Source organism: Bacteroides sp. AR29, from assembly GCF_900217715.1.
Taxonomy (GTDB): Bacteria; Bacteroidota; Bacteroidia; order Bacteroidales; family Bacteroidaceae; genus Bacteroides; species Bacteroides uniformis.
This window is the reverse complement of sequence record NZ_OBMS01000002.1, coordinates 339,288-357,275: the sequence shown is the minus strand read 5'-3', so window position 1 is coordinate 357,275 and position 17,988 is coordinate 339,288. Positions and strand designations below refer to the sequence as shown.

Annotated in this window: 13 protein-coding genes; 6 read left to right on the top strand and 7 right to left on the bottom strand. The window is 48.7% G+C overall.

Annotated elements, in window-relative coordinates; translation table 11 throughout:
* Positions 1-64: 64 nt before the first annotated feature.
* From CSD97_RS01310 to CSD97_RS01295, 4 genes are read right to left on the bottom strand one after another with little or no spacing between them, the layout of a single operon-like run.
* On the bottom strand, positions 65-3,109 hold the full coding sequence (locus CSD97_RS01310; RefSeq protein WP_098031856.1) for a glycoside hydrolase family 3 N-terminal domain-containing protein: 3,045 nt from the start codon (positions 3,107-3,109) through the stop codon (positions 65-67).
* Positions 3,110-3,129: 20 nt separating this feature from the next.
* Complete coding sequence (locus tag CSD97_RS01305; protein WP_098031855.1) at positions 3,130-6,144, bottom strand: glycoside hydrolase family 3 N-terminal domain-containing protein; 3,015 nt, start codon at positions 6,142-6,144, stop codon at positions 3,130-3,132.
* A 1-nt stretch (position 6,145) separates the two neighbouring features.
* A complete protein-coding gene (locus tag CSD97_RS01300) occupies positions 6,146-7,063 on the bottom strand; it encodes a metallophosphatase (RefSeq protein ID WP_098031854.1) in 918 nt (305 codons plus the stop codon).
* 22 nt (positions 7,064-7,085) lie between these two features.
* Positions 7,086-7,856 carry a 5'-nucleotidase gene (locus tag CSD97_RS01295; RefSeq protein WP_016273980.1) on the bottom strand — a complete coding sequence of 257 codons (771 nt, stop codon included), beginning with the start codon at positions 7,854-7,856 and terminating at the stop codon, positions 7,086-7,088.
* Positions 7,857-8,115: 259 nt separating this feature from the next.
* Between CSD97_RS01295 and rplS the strand changes: the two genes are divergently transcribed.
* Entirely contained in the window at positions 8,116-8,469 is a 354-nt protein-coding gene (gene rplS / locus CSD97_RS01290) for a 50S ribosomal protein L19 (protein WP_004292313.1), read from the top strand.
* Between the two features lie 757 nt (positions 8,470-9,226).
* On the opposite strand, the gene CSD97_RS01285 is transcribed toward rplS, so the two are convergent.
* Positions 9,227-10,207, bottom strand: coding sequence for an ROK family protein (locus CSD97_RS01285; RefSeq protein ID WP_005825067.1), 981 nt, complete (start codon positions 10,205-10,207; stop codon positions 9,227-9,229).
* A 176-nt stretch (positions 10,208-10,383) separates the two neighbouring features.
* Here CSD97_RS01285 and CSD97_RS01280 point away from each other — a divergent pair, with 176 nt between their 5' ends.
* The 5 genes from CSD97_RS01280 to CSD97_RS01260 all read left to right on the top strand — a co-directional run bounded on the left by CSD97_RS01280 (position 10,384) and on the right by CSD97_RS01260 (position 16,202).
* On the top strand, positions 10,384-11,100 hold the full coding sequence (locus tag CSD97_RS01280; RefSeq protein WP_005825069.1) for an ABC transporter ATP-binding protein: 717 nt from the start codon (positions 10,384-10,386) through the stop codon (positions 11,098-11,100).
* A 54-nt stretch (positions 11,101-11,154) separates the two neighbouring features.
* The gene (locus CSD97_RS01275) at positions 11,155-12,414 is read left to right on the top strand and encodes an ABC transporter permease (RefSeq protein WP_005825072.1); all 1,260 of its coding nucleotides are present in this window, start codon (positions 11,155-11,157) and stop codon (positions 12,412-12,414) included.
* Positions 12,415-12,419: 5 nt separating this feature from the next.
* Positions 12,420-13,661: an ABC transporter permease gene (locus CSD97_RS01270; RefSeq protein WP_005825074.1), complete on the top strand. Its 1,242-nt coding sequence runs from the start codon at positions 12,420-12,422 to the stop codon at positions 13,659-13,661.
* Positions 13,662-13,739: 78 nt separating this feature from the next.
* Positions 13,740-14,843 (top strand): efflux RND transporter periplasmic adaptor subunit, encoded by a 1,104-nt coding sequence (locus tag CSD97_RS01265; RefSeq protein WP_008662889.1) that lies wholly within the window; start codon positions 13,740-13,742, stop codon positions 14,841-14,843.
* 30 nt (positions 14,844-14,873) lie between these two features.
* The gene (locus tag CSD97_RS01260; RefSeq protein ID WP_005825078.1) at positions 14,874-16,202 is read left to right on the top strand and encodes a TolC family protein; all 1,329 of its coding nucleotides are present in this window, start codon (positions 14,874-14,876) and stop codon (positions 16,200-16,202) included.
* An 84-nt stretch (positions 16,203-16,286) separates the two neighbouring features.
* Here the strand turns inward: CSD97_RS01260 and CSD97_RS01255 are convergent, their stop codons facing one another.
* Positions 16,287-17,204, bottom strand: a complete 918-nt coding sequence (locus CSD97_RS01255; RefSeq protein ID WP_005834784.1) for a hypothetical protein — start codon at positions 17,202-17,204, stop codon at positions 16,287-16,289.
* 14 nt (positions 17,205-17,218) lie between these two features.
* On the bottom strand, positions 17,219-17,911 hold the full coding sequence (locus tag CSD97_RS01250) for a DUF4476 domain-containing protein (RefSeq protein WP_005825088.1): 693 nt from the start codon (positions 17,909-17,911) through the stop codon (positions 17,219-17,221).
* Positions 17,912-17,988 lie beyond the last annotated feature (77 nt).

Below are 17,988 nucleotides of genomic sequence, written 5' to 3'. Positions count from 1 at the left end.
CAAAATTGAAGAAGAAAAGAGCCTTTCCTGCGTGAGCAAGGGAGGCTCTTTTTAATTCTACCAGTTATTTTTTTCCTCCCAGCATCGCCTTATATACAGCTTCCTGAATCCTCGTCCTTATATCCAGCCTCATCAACTTGTTATTCCACACATCCGGATAGGTGCGGTTGCTCAAAAAGACATAAACCAAGCCGTTCTCCGGGTCTGTCCAGGCGCAAGTACCCGTGAAACCGGTATGACCATAGACAGAAGCAGGGGCAGACTCTGCGCAGGGACTCTTCTGGGGATTATGCCGGTCGGGCTTATCAAATCCCAGCCCCCGGCGGCTTATCCTTGAGACAGTGGTAGTAAATACCCTGCAGGTCTCCTTGCTCAAATAGCGTTTACCGTCCAGTTCACCCCCATTCAGCAACATCTGATAGACTTTTGCTACTTCTTCGGCAGTGGAGAACAGCCCGGCATTACCGGAAACGCCACCCTGAAAAGCTGCGGATTCATCATGTACAAATCCTTGCAAGGTAGTCTTACGCAAGAAAGGATCTGTTGATGAAGGTACAATATCTTCCTTCTTCAAGAAGCGCAGAGGAAGATACCCCGTACGCTCCAATCCCATCGGAGTATAGAATTCCTTGGCCAAATATTCGTCCATAGACATGCCGGTGCGCGCCTCGACCAACTGCTGCAACAAGATAAAGCCCACACAACTATAACGGTAACGTTTATCTCTAAGCGGAGTATCCACAATCTTCTGCAAGTACTCCTGCTTGAAAGAACGGTTCAGCCAAAGGCTGTCGGACACTTGCATCGTATATTCCGGTGTCTGCACCTTCGACGTCAGTCCCTGACGGAAGCGGAACTTAGGGTTCGCCCAAGTCTGCCGTCCGATGCGTGCGGAATGCCGGGCATCGGGACGTGCCTTGAACAAAGTGCCGGTGTAGCTCTCTTCATCAATCGCTTCCTGATAGAATAGCAAGGTAGAAGGTAGACCGGATTCATGCATCAGCAGTTCGCGTACCGTAATATTCTTCTTGTCCGTATCCTGTAGGAAAGGCAGATAATCCGACACCCGGTCTGTAAGATTGAGGCGTCCGCCATCGTACAACTTCATCACAGCAAGCAGCGTGGCTGTGGTCTTTGTCAGCGAAGCGATGTCGTATACATCCGTCTTCTTTACGGGAAGCGCCTTGCTTCCGGCCTCGTTCCAGACGTGGGTACCGAAAGCTTTATTATACATCTCCCTACCATCCTTCAGCACCACCACCTGGCAACCGGGGTAAGCCCCTTCACGAATGCCTTCTTCAGCTATCTTGTCTATTTCAGCCAGCAGACGGGAATTCATACCATGCTCTTCGGGTACAAAGCGGGGGGCGCTTTGAGGAGTCAGCGTCACTCCCGCACCGGCAGCAAACCGACTACCGATACTGGCAGACAAGCGTCCCTCTGAACAAGCGCTGCCATAAACAATCCGGGCAACCTGCCGCTGTACCTCCTCGTTGGAGGAGTGTGCCAAAATCACCGCTTCAGCAGCAGCGTCCCCTTGTTTTATCTGCAATACCTGCTTGCCAGGAATAAAGAACAGATAAACCACCGGTACGTCAGGAGCGAACTTTGCAAAGAAATTCTGATAGGGCGTCAAACGGTGTTCGGTGACACAGACCAGAATACGTTTGTACTTGGCCAGCGCATTCCTCAAACGGTTCCCGTCAGCCTCCGGCAGATTCTTGCCCAAATGGAACTCCACAGGACGGGTATACTGCGACAGTTCCTTGAGGAACGGCTGGATTTCCTGCGCTTCTCCCACATTGAGCACGGCAACTTCACCGATGGAAGGGTCCAGCGGAAGTACCTCGTCCCGGTTATCCAGCACAGTGATGGCCGCCAAGTTCAGCCGGCGCATCAAATCACGCGTTTTCGGAGTATTGATGCGGGTCCCCAAACCTGAAAGCTGTACATGGGGTTTCTTTTCCAACCCAAGGGCATATTTATATTTCAGTACTTTACGGCATTTCGCCTCTATCTCTTTCTCTGTCAGCTCCCCTTTTTTCACAGCGGCAAGCACAGCCTCCACTTCTTCCTTAATACGCCGGGGGACAAGCAGCAAATCATTGCCGGCTTTCAGCGCCTGCAAACAGATGCTTTCATTGCCCGATACCCCTTTCATGGCAAGGGCATCTGTAAAGACAAGCCCCTGAAAGCCGAGGTCATTCACCAACAGACCGGAAACTACCTTACGCGAAAGCGAAGACGGGAGCCCCTTTTGCGGCTCTATGGTAGGCACCTCCAAGTGCCCCACCATCATTCCTCCCAATCCGGCACGAATGGCTTTTCTGAAAGGATAAAGCTCTATACTGTCCAGACGGGCACGGGTAAAAGGCAGCACGGGCAACGCCTTATGAGAATCCACATCCGTATCCCCATGCCCCGGAAAGTGCTTGCTGACAGAAAGTACACCACCATCCTCCAACCCTTTGGAGTAGGCAACAACCTTGTTCGCCACATTGAACGGACTTTCACCGAAGGAACGGGTATTGATAACCGGATTCTTGGGATTGATATTCACATCCGCTACAGGAGCAAAATTCACTTGCACCCCCAGTTCACGGCATTGGCGGGCCACTTCGCGCCCATATTCATAAATCAGTGTATCGTTCTGTATGCAGCCCAGCACCATGTTTCGCGGAAAGTTCGGAGTACCGCGGAGGCGCATAGCCAGTCCCCATTCACCGTCAAAGGTAATCATCAGCGGAACTTCCGCCATCCGCTGCGCCTCATTGGTCAACATCACCTGGTTCTGCATCAATCCGCCGGAGAATAACAGACCGCCTACCTTATAGTCCTCCACCACCTTACGCAGCAGTTCCTTGTTGGCCTTGTCCTGCTGGGGGGCAATCGTATAGATGAACAGTTGTCCGATGCGTTCTTTCAGAGTCAGACGCTGCATGACGGAATCCACCCACTGCCTGCACCGCACGTCACTGTTCAAGAGACGTACAAGCGAAGGGTCGTTCGGCGGCACCGGAGTAAACGGCATCGGGCCAAGCTGCGCTTTCAGAAGCGGACAAAGACAACACAATATAGTGATATAGGCAAGCAGGTATATTCTCTTCATTCCTTATAGATAGATTGTTTTTAGGGGATTTGCGGAATAATACTTTTATAAATCAATTCCTGGATATCTCTTCTTATATTCATGTCACCCAGTTTCGTGTTCCATACATTGGGGCACAAGCGGTTGCTGAGGAATACATACACTGTCTTGTTTTCCGGGTCCACCCAAGCACAAGTACCGGTAAATCCGGTATGTCCATATACTGCTTCCGGAGCGGAAGGAGCACAAGGGCTGCGCTTCACAATGGATACATCCGGCTTGTCGAATCCCAGACCGCGACGGCTGATGGCAGATTTCTCCGTCGTAAACAAACGGCAGGTTGCCTCACTCAAGAAACGCTTGCCATTGAATTCACCGCCGTTCAGCAACATTTGATAAACCTTTGCCACCTCTTCGGCCGTAGAGAAAAGTCCTGCATTACCGGACACCCCACCCATGCAGGCAGCAGTCTCGTCATGCACATATCCGCATATATCCTGGCGACGCAGGAAGTCATTGGATGCCGTGGGCATGATTTCCGCTTTGGTGAACTTCGTCAAAGGCAGAAACATAGTACGTTGCAATCCCATCGGGGCATAGAACTCACGGGCAAGGTACAAATCCATCGGCAGCTCCGTCACCTTCTCCACTACCTGCTGCAACAGCACGAAGCCGAGGTCGCTGTAAACATAACGTTTGCCATCCAACTCGCACTTGGCTATCCGCTGAAGGATAGAATTCTTGAAACTCTTGTTCAGCCACATGCCATCTGCCATGTGCAGGGTATAGACCGGTGTATTCTTGTCGGACACCATCCCTTTCCGGAACTTAAAATCGGAACAATAATAGCTATGCTCGCTTACCTGCGTACGATGCCACTCGTCCACCCAACTCTGGGAGTACGGACCGTGTACCGAATTCGGGTCTATGATGTCCAGGTAGAAGCGGATATAGGGAGGAAGCCCCGATTCGTGGAACAAAAGTTCGCGGATGGTAATGTTCCGCTTGTTGCCATTGCGCAAGAAGGGCAGATAAGCGGAAACCTTGTCATCCAGTTTTATCTTGCCCTCATCATACAGTTTCATGACGGCAAGCAACGTAGCCGTAGTCTTGGTCAGCGAAGCCAAATCAAAAAGGTCCGAAGAACGGACAGTAGTGGTATCCTTATCAGAGTGGGTTCCGAAGCCTTTGTCATATACCGGCAGTCCGTCTTTCCACACCAGCACGCGGCAACCGGGATAAGCTCCCGCTTCCAGTCCCTTCCGGGCAACGGCATCGATACTTTGCAGCACATACGATTTCATGCCGTAATCTTCCGGAACAGTCTTCCCCGGTTTCATGCCCGGTTCAATCATACAGCCCGTTCCCGCTGGAAACAGTTTACCGATACTCATCGACATTCTGCCACTGGCCGGCTTTTTGGCAAAAAGAACATCAGCCACGTATTGCTGCAAATCCGTCTCTGCCGAATGTGCCAGCACCACAGCGCTGGATTTGGCAAGTGCGGGCATCAGAGGTTGCAATGTACGGTAAGAGGTAAAAAAAGTATAGACCAGCGGAGCACGCAGGTTCAAGCCTTCCAGAAAGGCCACATCACGGTCGCTGACATAAGCCGAACCGGTGATGCTGATAACCACGCGACGGAAAGCAGCCAACTGCCCCTGCACTTCCTGCCAGAGAGCCTCATCGGCATTCCAAGGCAAGTGGAAATGGCTGATGCCTGCATTCTTTTTCATAGCTTCCACAAAGGGAGCATCCGCCTCCTTCTCTCCGATGCTGAGCACGGCAATATCACCTTCCACCGGTGCCAGCGGGAGGACATCGAAATAATTGTTCAATACAGTCACTGCCGAACGGCGCAACTTGGCAGCCAACGCCTGCGCTTCCTCCGTATTGATGCGATAGCTCATTCCGCTGACCCGAAGTTGCGGCTGGCGGTTTCTCAAACCAAGCATATACTTGTACATCAATACCTTGCGGCACTTGGCATCAAGTTCGTCCTTACTCAGTTGTCCCGACTCCACTGCATCTACCAGCTCCTGCACCGCATTCTTCGTATTGAACTGTACCAGCACCATATCATTTCCCGCCAGCAGCGCTTTGGTAGTTACCTGCGGAATGGCAGACACACCCTTCATGTCCAAGGCATCGGTAAACACCAGCCCTTTAAAGCCGAGTTCATCCTTCAACAACCCGGTCACCACATTCCGCGACAAAGAAGAAGGAGTCACCCCGTCCGGGTCCAGCGCCTGCACTTGCAGATGGCCTACCATGACACCCCCCAATCCGGCACGTACCATTTCCTTGAAGGGATAAAGTTCCACACTGTCCAGGCGTACACGGTCGTAGTGCAAGGCGGGAAGCGCCTTATGAGAATCCACATCCGTGTCGCCATGCCCGGGGAAATGCTTGCAAACGGAAAGTATGCCCCCGCTTTCGAGCCCACGGCTGTATGCCACCACCTTTTCTGCCACCCGCTGCGGGTTTTCGCCAAAGGAGCGTACGTGTATCACCGGGTTCAGCGGATTCGTATTGACATCCGCATCGGGTGCAAAATTGACGTGTACCCCCAATTCGCGAAACTGGCGGGCCACCTCACGTCCATATTCTTCAATCAGGCCATTGTCCTCGATACATCCCAAGGCGGCATTACGGGGATAGTCCGGAGCGCCTTTCAGCCTCATTGACAGTCCCCACTCTCCATCGAAAGTAACCATAACGGGAATCTTGGCATCCTTCCGGGCCATATTGGTCAAGATAGCCTGCTCTTCCGGAGTACCTTCGGAAAACAGCAAGCCACCGACCTTGTATTTCTTTACCAGCTCGCGCATCTGCTTTTTCGTGGCCTTGTCTGCTCTGGCCGGAATGGTGGCAACGATGAGCTGCCCCACTTTTTCGTGTACATTCAGACCTGACAACACGGAGTCCACCCATTGCCGGCACCGGTTGTCTGCAGCCGAAGGAAGAAACGGGCCTCCCGTCTGGGCGTGAAGTGAAGATAATCCCAATATAAACAATCCTGCAACCCATAAAAGGAGGGTGAGTCTTTTCATCATGCTATTTTTCAGTTAAAGTAAGTACCATTTCTCCTACGTAGATGCCACTCTTTCCGGTGTGCAGCACGGGAACGCTCTTGCCGTCCGCATTCAGATAAACGGCAGGCTTTTCCATAAAAGTATGCGAATGTCCTCCCAAAATGACATCAATGCCACGCGTCTTGCCTACCAGGTTCTCGTCGGAAGCGCCTTCGGGATTTGCACTGCGGATACCCAAATGAGACATGCAAATCACAACCTCGCAATTCTCCTTCTCCCTGAGAAAGTCTGTCATTTCTTGGGCCACCTTTATCGGGTCGTTGTAGACAATGCCTATGCATTTATCCGCCTGCACCAGCCCTTCCATCTTAGGGGCCAGGCCGAAGATTCCGATTTTCACCCCTTCGCGCACCAAGGTGATATAAGGCTTCACCAGCCCTTCGAGTACCGTACCCGTCACGTCATAATTGGAACAGACCACGGGAAAATCCGCCATACGGAACAATTCCGCCATATTCTCAAGTCCGAAATCAAATTCATGATTACCTATCGTCATGGCATCATAGCCCATGAGGTTCATCATCTTGACCTCCAGCTCGCCTTTGAAAAAGTTGTAATAAGGGGTACCTTGCGAGATGTCTCCGCAATCCAGCAGCAACATATCCGGATGCTTGCCGCGAAACTGCTTTACAAAACCGGCACGGCGCACCACACCGCCCATCCCGGCATACTCGTCGGCAGCCTCGGCACTGATGGGTTCTATACGGCTGTGCATATCGCTGGTATGCAGGATAAACAGTTGTTTTCCGGATTGGCCGGACGATACAGAATCGGTGGACACCAGGCAAAGGGGTTCTTCAGTAATGACACGCTCCTCTTGTTGTGCCGATGCGGGGAGCATGAAAAACAGCAGGGCTGCCAAGGAATATATATGTTTCATAGAACTTCTGTTTTTTTAATGCTTACTCTTTAACGACCACTCTTCCCTCCATGCGCGAAGTCACCTTCTTGCCGGCTGCCGTCTGCTTCTCCACATACTTCATGAACAGACCACGCAGTGTAGCCCCATCCGGGCACTCCCTTTTATCCGCCTGCAGGAAAGCCGTCATTCCATCGTTTCCATCAGCCAGATAATCAATCGTGGCAACCGTATAGTCACGGTCATCCTCCACCGGCTTGCCGGCAATGGAAGCCTGGAGCAGCTTGCCATCCTTGCTGATTTCCAACTGTATACCACTCACCCCTTCACCAAGTCTCACCGCAATGTTTTCAAACAAGTGCTTCATGGCAGAGCCTTTCATCGTCAGCACACAGAGCGAATTCTCAAAAGGCAATATCTCATAGATGTTTTCGGTAGTGATATCTCCTTCCGTCAGGGAATTCCGGATTCCACCGATATTGATTAGCCCCATATCGGCCGGTTTGCCCAGCACTTCCACCGCAGCCTCACGCAGTACATCTGCAATCAGATTGGATAAAAGGCTTTCGGGCCGGAATCTGTCCATCGACATTTCTGCGGTTCCCACCACATGATACATAACGCTGTCCATCCGGGCCTTGTAAGGCGCCAGCAGAGCCACGGCTTCGGCATCCGGCTCGGCATCCCAGACAGAGTTCATGGGAATTCTGCCTCCCTCTACCTTGGTCACTTCGTAGGAAGAATGGCAGGAAACCAATAGAAGTGCAACCGCCAACACTGCCCCCGCAAGGAGACTGAAAGTTTGTTTCTTCATATTCATTTAGTTTTAAATTGCTACAAATATACTTTTCTTTTGCGACTGAGCCACACAATTAACCGATTATTTAGACTTGCGTTTAGCAGAATGAAACGCTCAAAAATCATCCCAACTGGCGAAAAAAAGCTTGAAGCACTTGTGTATCTGGCAAATAATTCGTTCCTTTGCACCGCTTTCGCGCAATCGCTGTCAGGACACCAAGAGAGAAGCCTGGTATGTTGCGTTGTAACGATGAAACAATTTAATAATAAAAACAATGGATTTAATTAAAATTGCAGAAGAAGCATTTGCTACCGGAAAACAGCACCCGAGCTTCAAGGCAGGTGACACTGTAACAGTAGCATATCGTATTGTCGAGGGTAACAAGGAACGTGTACAGCTGTACCGTGGTGTTGTTATCAAGATTGCCGGACATGGAGACAAGAAGCGTTTTACAGTACGTAAGATGTCAGGAACCATAGGCGTAGAACGTATTTTCCCGATTGAATCACCGGCTATCGACAGCATCGAAGTGAACAAGGTGGGTAAAGTTCGTCGCGCTAAACTGTACTACCTGCGCGCTCTTACCGGTAAGAAAGCAAGAATCAAAGAAAAAAGAGTTAACGGTTAATTCCAGACTCCTATTTCGAAATAAAAAAGGGAAACTGACAATGTCGGTTTCCCTTTTTTAGTGATATACACAGTAGGCATACACACCATGCGATACTCTACTGCTACTCCCTCATTCAAAACATTGTAAGCCTGCGCTCCTTTCCTTTCACATAAGCCTTCCTTCTTGCTGATATGTTAGTTTATCAGCGCCCAACGGCCGTGAGACGCTCTGCTAACGACCGTCAACAAGGTGCTTTATGGCCGTTAGGCGAACGCCTCACGGCCGTTAAACAGCTCTCATATGCATAGCTTGCCTATACTGAATACCTATCTTATCCATACCAAAAACCTGACTTCCACCTATTATCGCACGGGCTTTTACGAAGTTAATACCGTGTTTGCAGGAAACCAATAGCTTGTTTACACGATATTGGCAAATTGCCCCATATCCTATTAATTTATTGTACTACAAGACATTAATAGATTATTTGGCGTAAATTTAAGGTGGAAGCAAAAGTTGCTTCCACCTTTTCAAGTTGCTTCCACAGCATCCGCAACCCCAATGAATAAAGGGATACAGAGAATGGGTGGAAGTGTGGAAGCAACTTGTGACATAACTTTATTGCTGAGGAATATGTGCCACCAAAGAAAAAAAGGTGTGTCGAAACTCTCATAAACTAAAAATCACCCTCGCCACAGATAGGTGTAGCGAGGGTGACTTCGATAGAAGGGGAGTTTTGACATATCCCCTCCTTTATCAGTTTCCCTAATATTGATTACTTGATATCTCTCAGCTCCCAGCCCAACGCACTGGCACCCAGCACTGCAGCATCAGAGTCCTTCAACTCGGAAGCCAGCAACTTGGTCTTACCTTTGTAGATATTCAATACATTGTCGTCAATAGCTTTCTGGATAGGCTTGAAGATATAGTCTCCCGCTTTTGCCAGACCACCGAACAACACGATAGCTTCCGGACTGGAGAAAGCGATGAAGTCAGCCAAAGCCTCACCCAAGATGGTTCCGGTAAACTCAAAGATGTCTTGAGCAATCTTGTCACCCTTCACCGCTGCATCATACACATCCTTGGAAGTAATGTTTTCTGCCGGAATGTCGCGCAACAAACTCGGTTCGGTACTCTTGGTCAAGAACTCACGTGCAGAACGCGCCACACCCGTAGCCGAACAATAAGTTTCCAGACAGCCGTGACGTCCGCATCCGCAGAGACGTCCGTTTTCACGACGGATAATAGTATGTCCCAACTCTCCGGCAAAACCGTCATGGCCATATACCATCTGACCGTTAATAACGATACCGCTACCTACACCGGTGCCAAGAGTTATCATGATAAAGTCTTTCATACCACGAGCCGCACCGTAAGTCATTTCACCGATACCGGCAGCATTGGCGTCGTTTGTCAAAGCGGTAGGGATACCCAAGCGCTCTTCAAACATGGCAGCCAAAGGAATTACACCCTTCCAGGGAAGGTTCGGGGCAAACTCAATAGTACCGCTGTAATAGTTTCCGTTAGGAGCACCGATACCGATACCTTTTATCTTGTCTACTCCACCGTTGGCAATAATGAGCGGCAACAGATTCTTGCAAACTTCGTCTACGTAATCATTGACGTCCTCATAAGCTCCGGTTTTGATGGAACTGCTTGCAATAATAGTTCCGCGTGCGTCTACAATACCAAAGACGGTGTTTGTTCCGCCTATGTCAATGCCCACTACATAGGGCTTTTCCATGTTTGAATTCATGATATTACTTTTGTTTAAAGGGTTAGTTAATCACATTCATGGTTACAAAAATCACAAAGAAAAACGACACTGCAAAATCTTTTTTTAAAAAAGTTTGCAACTTTTGCAACTTTTCGTAGCATTGCTGCGTCTAATAGTGAAAATTAATAAGAGTAAAGCAATAAACAGGGAAAACAGTGATACAACTAAAAGACATTAACAAGACCTACAACAACGGAGCACCGCTGCATGTGCTCAAAGGTATCAACCTCGACATTCAGAAAGGCGAATTTGTTTCCATCATGGGCTCATCGGGTTCGGGAAAGTCCACTTTACTCAATATACTGGGTATTCTGGATAGTTACGACACGGGGGAATATTATCTGAACGGTACCCTCATCAAGAACCTCAGCGAAACGAAGGCAGCCGAGTACCGCAACCGTATGATTGGTTTCATCTTCCAGTCCTTCAATCTCATTTCCTTCAAGAATGCAGTGGAGAATGTGGCGCTTCCTCTCTTTTATCAAGGAGTGAGCCGCCGCAAACGTAATGCGCTGGCACTGGAATATCTGGACCGCCTGGGGCTGAAAGAGTGGGCACACCACATGCCAAATGAGATGTCCGGTGGACAGAAACAACGTGTAGCCATCGCCCGTGCCCTCATTACCCAACCGCAGATTATCCTTGCCGATGAACCTACCGGCGCGCTCGACAGCAAGACTTCCGTAGAGGTGATGCAGATTCTAAAGGAACTGCACGATACGGGCATGACCATCGTAGTCGTGACCCACGAAAGCGGTGTTGCCAACCAGACGGACAAGATTATCCATATCAAAGACGGTATCATAGGTAGCATCGAGACGAATCTGAACCACGATGCAAGCCCGTTCGGAAAAGACGGATTCATGAAATAATAAAGGAAGAGCCCCCTCCCCCTTTAATTTTTAATTCTTAATTTTTAATTATCAATGATAGACCTTTGGCAAGAAATATACGGAACCATCAAACGCAACAAACTGCGTACATTCCTGACGGGCTTTGCCGTGGCATGGGGAATCTTCATGCTCATCGTGCTGCTCGGAGCCGGAAACGGTATCATACATGCCTTCGAGCAAAATGCGTCGGAGCGTGCCTTGAACTCTATCCGCATCTTCCCCGGCTGGACCACCAAGTCATACGACGGTCTGAAAGAAGGACGCCGCGTCCAACTGGACAACCGGGACATGGATGACACGGAGAAGCAATTCACTGAAAATGTCATCAGTGCCGGTGCCACCGTGCGTCAAAGTAATGTAAACGTCAGCTTCGGACAAGAATATATCAATATCTCTCTGCTGGGCGTATATCCCAACTACACCGAAGTGGAAACCGTGAAAACAGCGGACGGACGTTTCATCAACTACAACGACCTGAAAGACCGACGTAAAGTCATCATCCTCCATAAGAAATCTGCAGATATCCTTTTCGGAAAAACGCATACTGAACCCATCGGACAATTTGTCAATGCCAGTGGAGTGGCCTATCAAGTAGTAGGCCTCTACAATGACCAGGGAGACCGCGAGGCAAACGAAGCGTATATCCCCTTCTCCACCTTGCAGACCATCTATAATAAAGGAGACAAGCTGAATAACATCATCTTTACAACCAAGAACCTGCACAGCATAGAAAGTAACGAAGCCTTTGAAAAAGAATACCGCAAGGCTATTGCCACCAATCACCGCTTTGACCCCACGGATGAGAGCGCCATATGGATATGGAATCGTTTCACCAACTATCTGCAGACACAGAATGCAATGGGTATCCTCCGGACTGCAATCTGGGTTATCGGTATCTTCACACTGTTGAGTGGGATTGTCGGCGTGTCGAACATAATGCTGATTACCGTGAAAGAACGTACCCGGGAATTTGGTATCCGTAAGGCATTGGGAGCAAAACCTTTCTCCATCCTTTGGCTGATTATTGTGGAAAGCGTGACTATCACTACGCTATTCGGTTATATCGGTATGGTGGCAGGCATCGGGGTGACGGAATGGATGAACTCTGCTTTCGGTAGCCAGACGATGGATGCCGGCATGTTCCAGCAGACCATGTTCTCCGATCCCACCGTAGACCTCAGTATTGCTATCCAAGCTACCCTGACCCTTATCATAGCGGGTACGTTGGCTGGGTTCTTCCCGGCTAAGAAAGCGGTAAGTATCAGTCCTATTGAAGCACTTAGAGCAGATTAAAGATTATGAGAATAGACATAGATACGTGTGAGGAAATCCTCATCACAATAACAAGGAACAAAACGAGAAGCCTGCTTACGGCGTTCGGCGTATTCTGGGGTATCTTTATGCTGGTGGCGCTTATCGGTGGCGGCCAGGGCATGCAGGAAGAACTAAAATCCCAGTTCGAAGGATTTGCAACCAACTCGGGCTTTATCGCTGCACAAAAGACAAGCGAGGCTTATAAAGGTTTTCGCAAAGGACGATGGTGGGATTTGGAGATGGAAGATGTAGACCGTGTACGCAATGTGGACGGTGTGGCGCTTGCCACGCCTTCCATTGCCTTATGGGGACAAGTGGCTGTCTACGGAGACAACAAGTACGACTGTAGTGTGAAAGGCTTGTATCCCGAATATGAACAGATAGAACATCAAGAGATGACCTATGGACGTTTCATCAATGATGTCGACATTAAAGAGTCGCGTAAAGTGTGTGTAATCGGCAAACGTGTTTATGAAAGCCTCTTCAAACCCGGTGAAGACCCCTGCGGCAAATATGTCCGGGTAAATGGTATCTATTACCGGGTTATCGGAATGTGTTCATCCGAAGGCAATGTCAATATACAAGGGCAGGCCTCTGAAGCCATTACATTGCCTTTTTCCACCATGCAACAGACCTACAACCTCGGAAAGAAACTGCATGTAGTATGTTTCATCATGAAACCGGGAGTAAAAGTGAAAGACGTGCAGCCCGAAGTGGAACGTCTTGTAAAAGCAGCGCACTACATTGCTCCCGATGACAAACAAGCCGTCATGCTTCTGAATGCGGAAGCTATGTTCTCCATGATGGACAACCTGATGATTGGAGTGCGCTTTCTAATCTGGATGGTAGGTTTGGGGACGCTGTTTGCCGGAGCTATCGGCGTATCGAATATCATGATGGTAACCGTCAAGGAGCGCACAACGGAAATAGGCATACGCCGTGCCATAGGTGCCCGTCCTAAAGACATTCTGCAACAAATTCTTTCGGAAAGCATGGTGCTGACCACTATAGCGGGTATGGCAGGTATTTCTTTTGCCGTATTTGTACTGCAAATACTTGAAAAGGCCGCCAATGACCCTGGAGTTATCAAAACCCACTACCAGGTTTCATTCGGACTGGCTATCGGAACCTGTATCCTCCTCATCGCATTAGGAGTGCTTGCCGGACTGGCACCTGCCTATCGCGCCATGGCAATCAAGCCAATTGAAGCCATCAGGGATGAATAAACTTATAGAGAGACCACTAACCGTAAGCCATGAAATAATGGCTATATCAATCGTAAATAATTAAATCGTAAATATAAGATGAAAACAAAGAAGTTTCTGAAAATCGCATTATTGGTAGTAATTGCTGCCTTATTCATTTGGACATTCGTTTTTCTGTACCAGAAGTCCCAACCTAAAGTAACAGTATACGAAACGATAGTTCCGGAAGTGACAGACCTTGAAAAGACTACCGTAGCCACCGGCAAAGTGGAACCGAGAGATGAAGTCCTTATCAAGCCGCAGATTTCCGGTATCATTGCCGAAGTATACAAGGAAGCAGGACAAAGTGTGAAGCAAGGGGAAGTGCTTGCCAAAGTAAAGGTGATACCCGAACTGGGACAATTGAACTCTGCCGAAAGCCGCGTACGATTGGCGGAAATCAACGCTGCCCAAGCCGAAACGGATTTCGCCCGTACCCAGAAACTGTACAACGACAAGCTTATCAGCGCTGAAGAGTACGAAAAAGGGGAAGTAAGCGTGAAGCAGGCACGCGAGGAACTGCAGACAGCAAAAGATAACCTGGAAATTGTAAAGGAAGGCATCACCAAGAACAGCGCCTCTTTCAGTAGTACCCTGATCCGTTCCACCATTACCGGTCTGATTCTGGATGTACCCATCAAAGTCGGTAACTCGGTTATCATGAGTAACACTTTCAATGACGGAACCACCATCGCTACCGTTGCCAACATGAACGATTTGATTTTCCGCGGCAACATTGACGAAACGGAAGTGGGCCGTGTGCACGAAGGCATGCCGGTGAAACTGACAATCGGCGCCCTGCAGAATCTTTCGTTCGATGCCACACTGGAATACATATCTCCGAAGGGTGTGGAAGAAAACGGTGCCAACCAGTTTGAAATCAAAGCTGCCATTGCCGCACCGGACAGCGTACAGATACGTTCCGGCTATTCTGCCAACGCAGAAATCGTATTGGACCGTGCCCAGAAAACGCTTGCCGTACCGGAAAGTACCGTTGAATTCAATGGTGACAGCACCTTTGTATACGTAATGACGGACAGCGTACCGGTACAGAAGTTCGAACGCCGCCCCATCCAGGTCGGCATGAGTGACGGCATAAAGATTGCCATCAAAAGCGGTATCAGTGCCCAGGATAAGATTCGCGGTACAGAGAAAAAGGATTAACAAACGGAATAGCTTAAAAAGATATACGATATGAATAAAAAGATATTCTTATACCTCGCAATATTCGGCAGTATCTCAGTGCAGGCGCAGGAACGATGGTCTTTACGCCAATGCATAGACTATGCCATCGAGCATAACATCAGTATCCGCCAGACAGCCAACGCTGCCGAACAGAGTGCTGTCGAAGTAAATACAGCCAAATGGGCACGACTGCCGAACCTGAATGCCAGTGCCGGCCAGAGCTGGAACTGGGGACGTACGCAAACAGCCATCAAAAATGAGGATACGGGAGACTATTCCACTGTATACGTCAACACCAGCAGCCACGGCACTAATATGTCTGTCAATACCAGCATACCTATCTTTACCGGTCTGGAAATTCCCCACCAGTATGCATTGGCCAAACTAAACCTCAAAGCTGCCATTGCCGACCTGGACAAAGCCAAGGAAGACATTGCCATCAATATAGCTTCGGCCTACCTTCAGGTGCTGTTCAATGAAGAGCTCCACCAGGTGGCGTTGGGACAAGTGCAATTGAGCAAAGAGCAATATGTCCGCATCAGCCGGCTTGCCGACTTGGGAAAAGCCTCTCCGGCAGAACTGGCAGAAGCCAAAGCACGTGTGGCACAAGACGAGATGAATGTAGTGCAGACAAACAACAACTATAAGTTGGCCCTGCTCGACCTTAGCCAGCTTATCGAACTGGAAACACCGGAAGGGTTCAATCTGGAATCTCCGGCAGTCAATCTGGATTTAGTCCCTCTCACTCCTCCGGATGAGATATTCCAAACAGCCATGGTGAGTAAGGCTTCCATACAAGCTGCACAGTTCCGCTTGGAAGGCAGTAAACACAATATCCGTATTGCCCAGAGCAACTACTACCCGCAACTGAGCCTGAACGGTAGTCTCGGTACGAATTACTATTCTACCATCGACCGTACTTTCAGCCAGCAGATGAACGATAACTTCAACAAATATGTAGGATTCAACCTCAGCGTACCTATTTTCAACCGTCTCTCTACCCGTAACCGGGTACGCACGGCACGCCTGCAACGTGAAAACTATGCCTTGCAATTGGATAATGCCAAGAAGACACTTTATAAAGAAATCCAACAAGCATGGTACAACGCCGCTGCTGCCGAAAGCAAATATACCAGTAGCCATACAGCCACCGTTGCCAGCGAAGAGTCTTTCAAGCTGATGAGCGAAAAGTATGAGAACGGAAAAGCAAATGCCGTAGAATACAATGAAGCAAAACAGAACCTTATGAAATCCCAATCGGACGAATTGCAAGCCAAGTATGACTATCTGTTCCGTACCAAGATTCTGGATTTCTATAAGGGAGAACCGATTGAATAAAAAAAGAAGTATAATTTTAGTTGTTGTGTTTGATTCTCCCCTCTCCCTGCCTCCAGGCTGACAAGAGGGGAGTTTTTTGTTCTTCTATCTCCTTTCCGAAGAGCGGGAAGAGCTACTGCCGGTAGAACTGCGAGTAGTGCTTGAAGAGCTGCTGCGACGGCTTTCGGAACTCCGTACGCCGGAAGCATTTCTTCTTTCCTTGCTTGCCGTCTTTACCCTGCTACGGCTGGGGCTCTTATCATTATTTTTAGTTCTTGTGGTTTCTATTTTCTCTTTACTCGACTTTCTGCCACTATCCACACTACTACGTCGCGTACTGCTGTTACGTGTACCTGTGCTAATGCGATTATTACTACCGTTACTACGTCGCGTGGTATATACATCATCCCTGCCTGCCGGACGCTTATGCGAATTAGGGCGGATGTTCACCGAACCGAAATCTGAACGGCGGCTGGTGTGGTACGACTTATCATTCCGAATACTCCACGAACCGGTATAGTGCGGATGATGGTAACGACCGCGATAATAGCTGTTGTGATAGTGCGTACGATAATGCCCACCGCAATATGTACGGTAATGATACGGCCGCGGGAAATAGAAATGATTATGGTTGGTGTAAGTGATGTAAACCCTAAAAGACCAACGACCACCACTTACATAAACCGGACGGTAAAAATAGGCGGCCTGCATGAAACGGCCGTACTGCCGGTTATTCAGCACCCATCGAAGGTCGTCATTGCGCACATCCAGATAATCGTAATAGCGATTCAAGGCCCATTCCTCCCCCCGAAGAACGTCATCCATCAGATAACGTATACCGGAAATGAAATCATAGTTTATTTCGTACACGTCATTATACTGTTCTGTACTCAGGTTCAATTCATAGGCCATCTTGTCCGTAAGAAAACGGGTCTCTTTACGCACTTTGCTGTTGCTCATTGCCGCACTACAAACAGCTGTACTCATCATAGCGGCAAGAAATATAAATATAATCCGTTTCATAATCCCTCCTTTTTTTAGTTATTCTTCTCATGATATTGTTTGATGAAGGCATTTATCTCGTTCTTGTCCGACGAGAAGGTCAGCTTGTCTATCGCATAATAGAAATTCGGTTTATCGGCTATTTTAGGATAAATCTTCTTCATCAACTGTTTCTTTTCACTGTCGAAACGATAAAAATCCATCAGACGGATACACTGGTCAGTAGTGAACCAAGAGGTCAGCAAGGCATGGTCGAGCACTTCCTTACGGTCTGAATCGAAACTCTGTTTTTCCATCAGCCCCATAAACTGTTCGAAGGCAGATGGTGACATCACCGGTTCATGCTGCTCGCCTCCTAACGGTCTGTCACCGGGTCTGCCAGGCTTGTGATGATTAGAAGTACCCCAGTTTCCACCAGGTCTTTTGTCCTCTGGAATGAAAATATCTTCCACTTCATTGATGGAGCAATGCACACGTTCATCATATAGGAGTTTTCCTCTTCGGGAATTCTCCCCACGGGATGGCGCTTCATAAACCTCTACCCGACAACTACCACGCAGATTGGCTACAAAACAACTGAAAGTAGGCAGGCAAACCTGCTGTCCGTCGACCAGTACCACCACTCTACGATATGGACTTTCTATACGGATTCCGTCTATGGGCGCCGCTTTTATTGCGGGAAACGCTACCAGAACTAGACAAACACTTAATATCAAATGACGTATCATGACTTTTCTTTTTTTATTGTACGACAAAAATAGGGAGAGGAAATTCCCCTCCCTAATGATTGTCTCTATTTACAAGT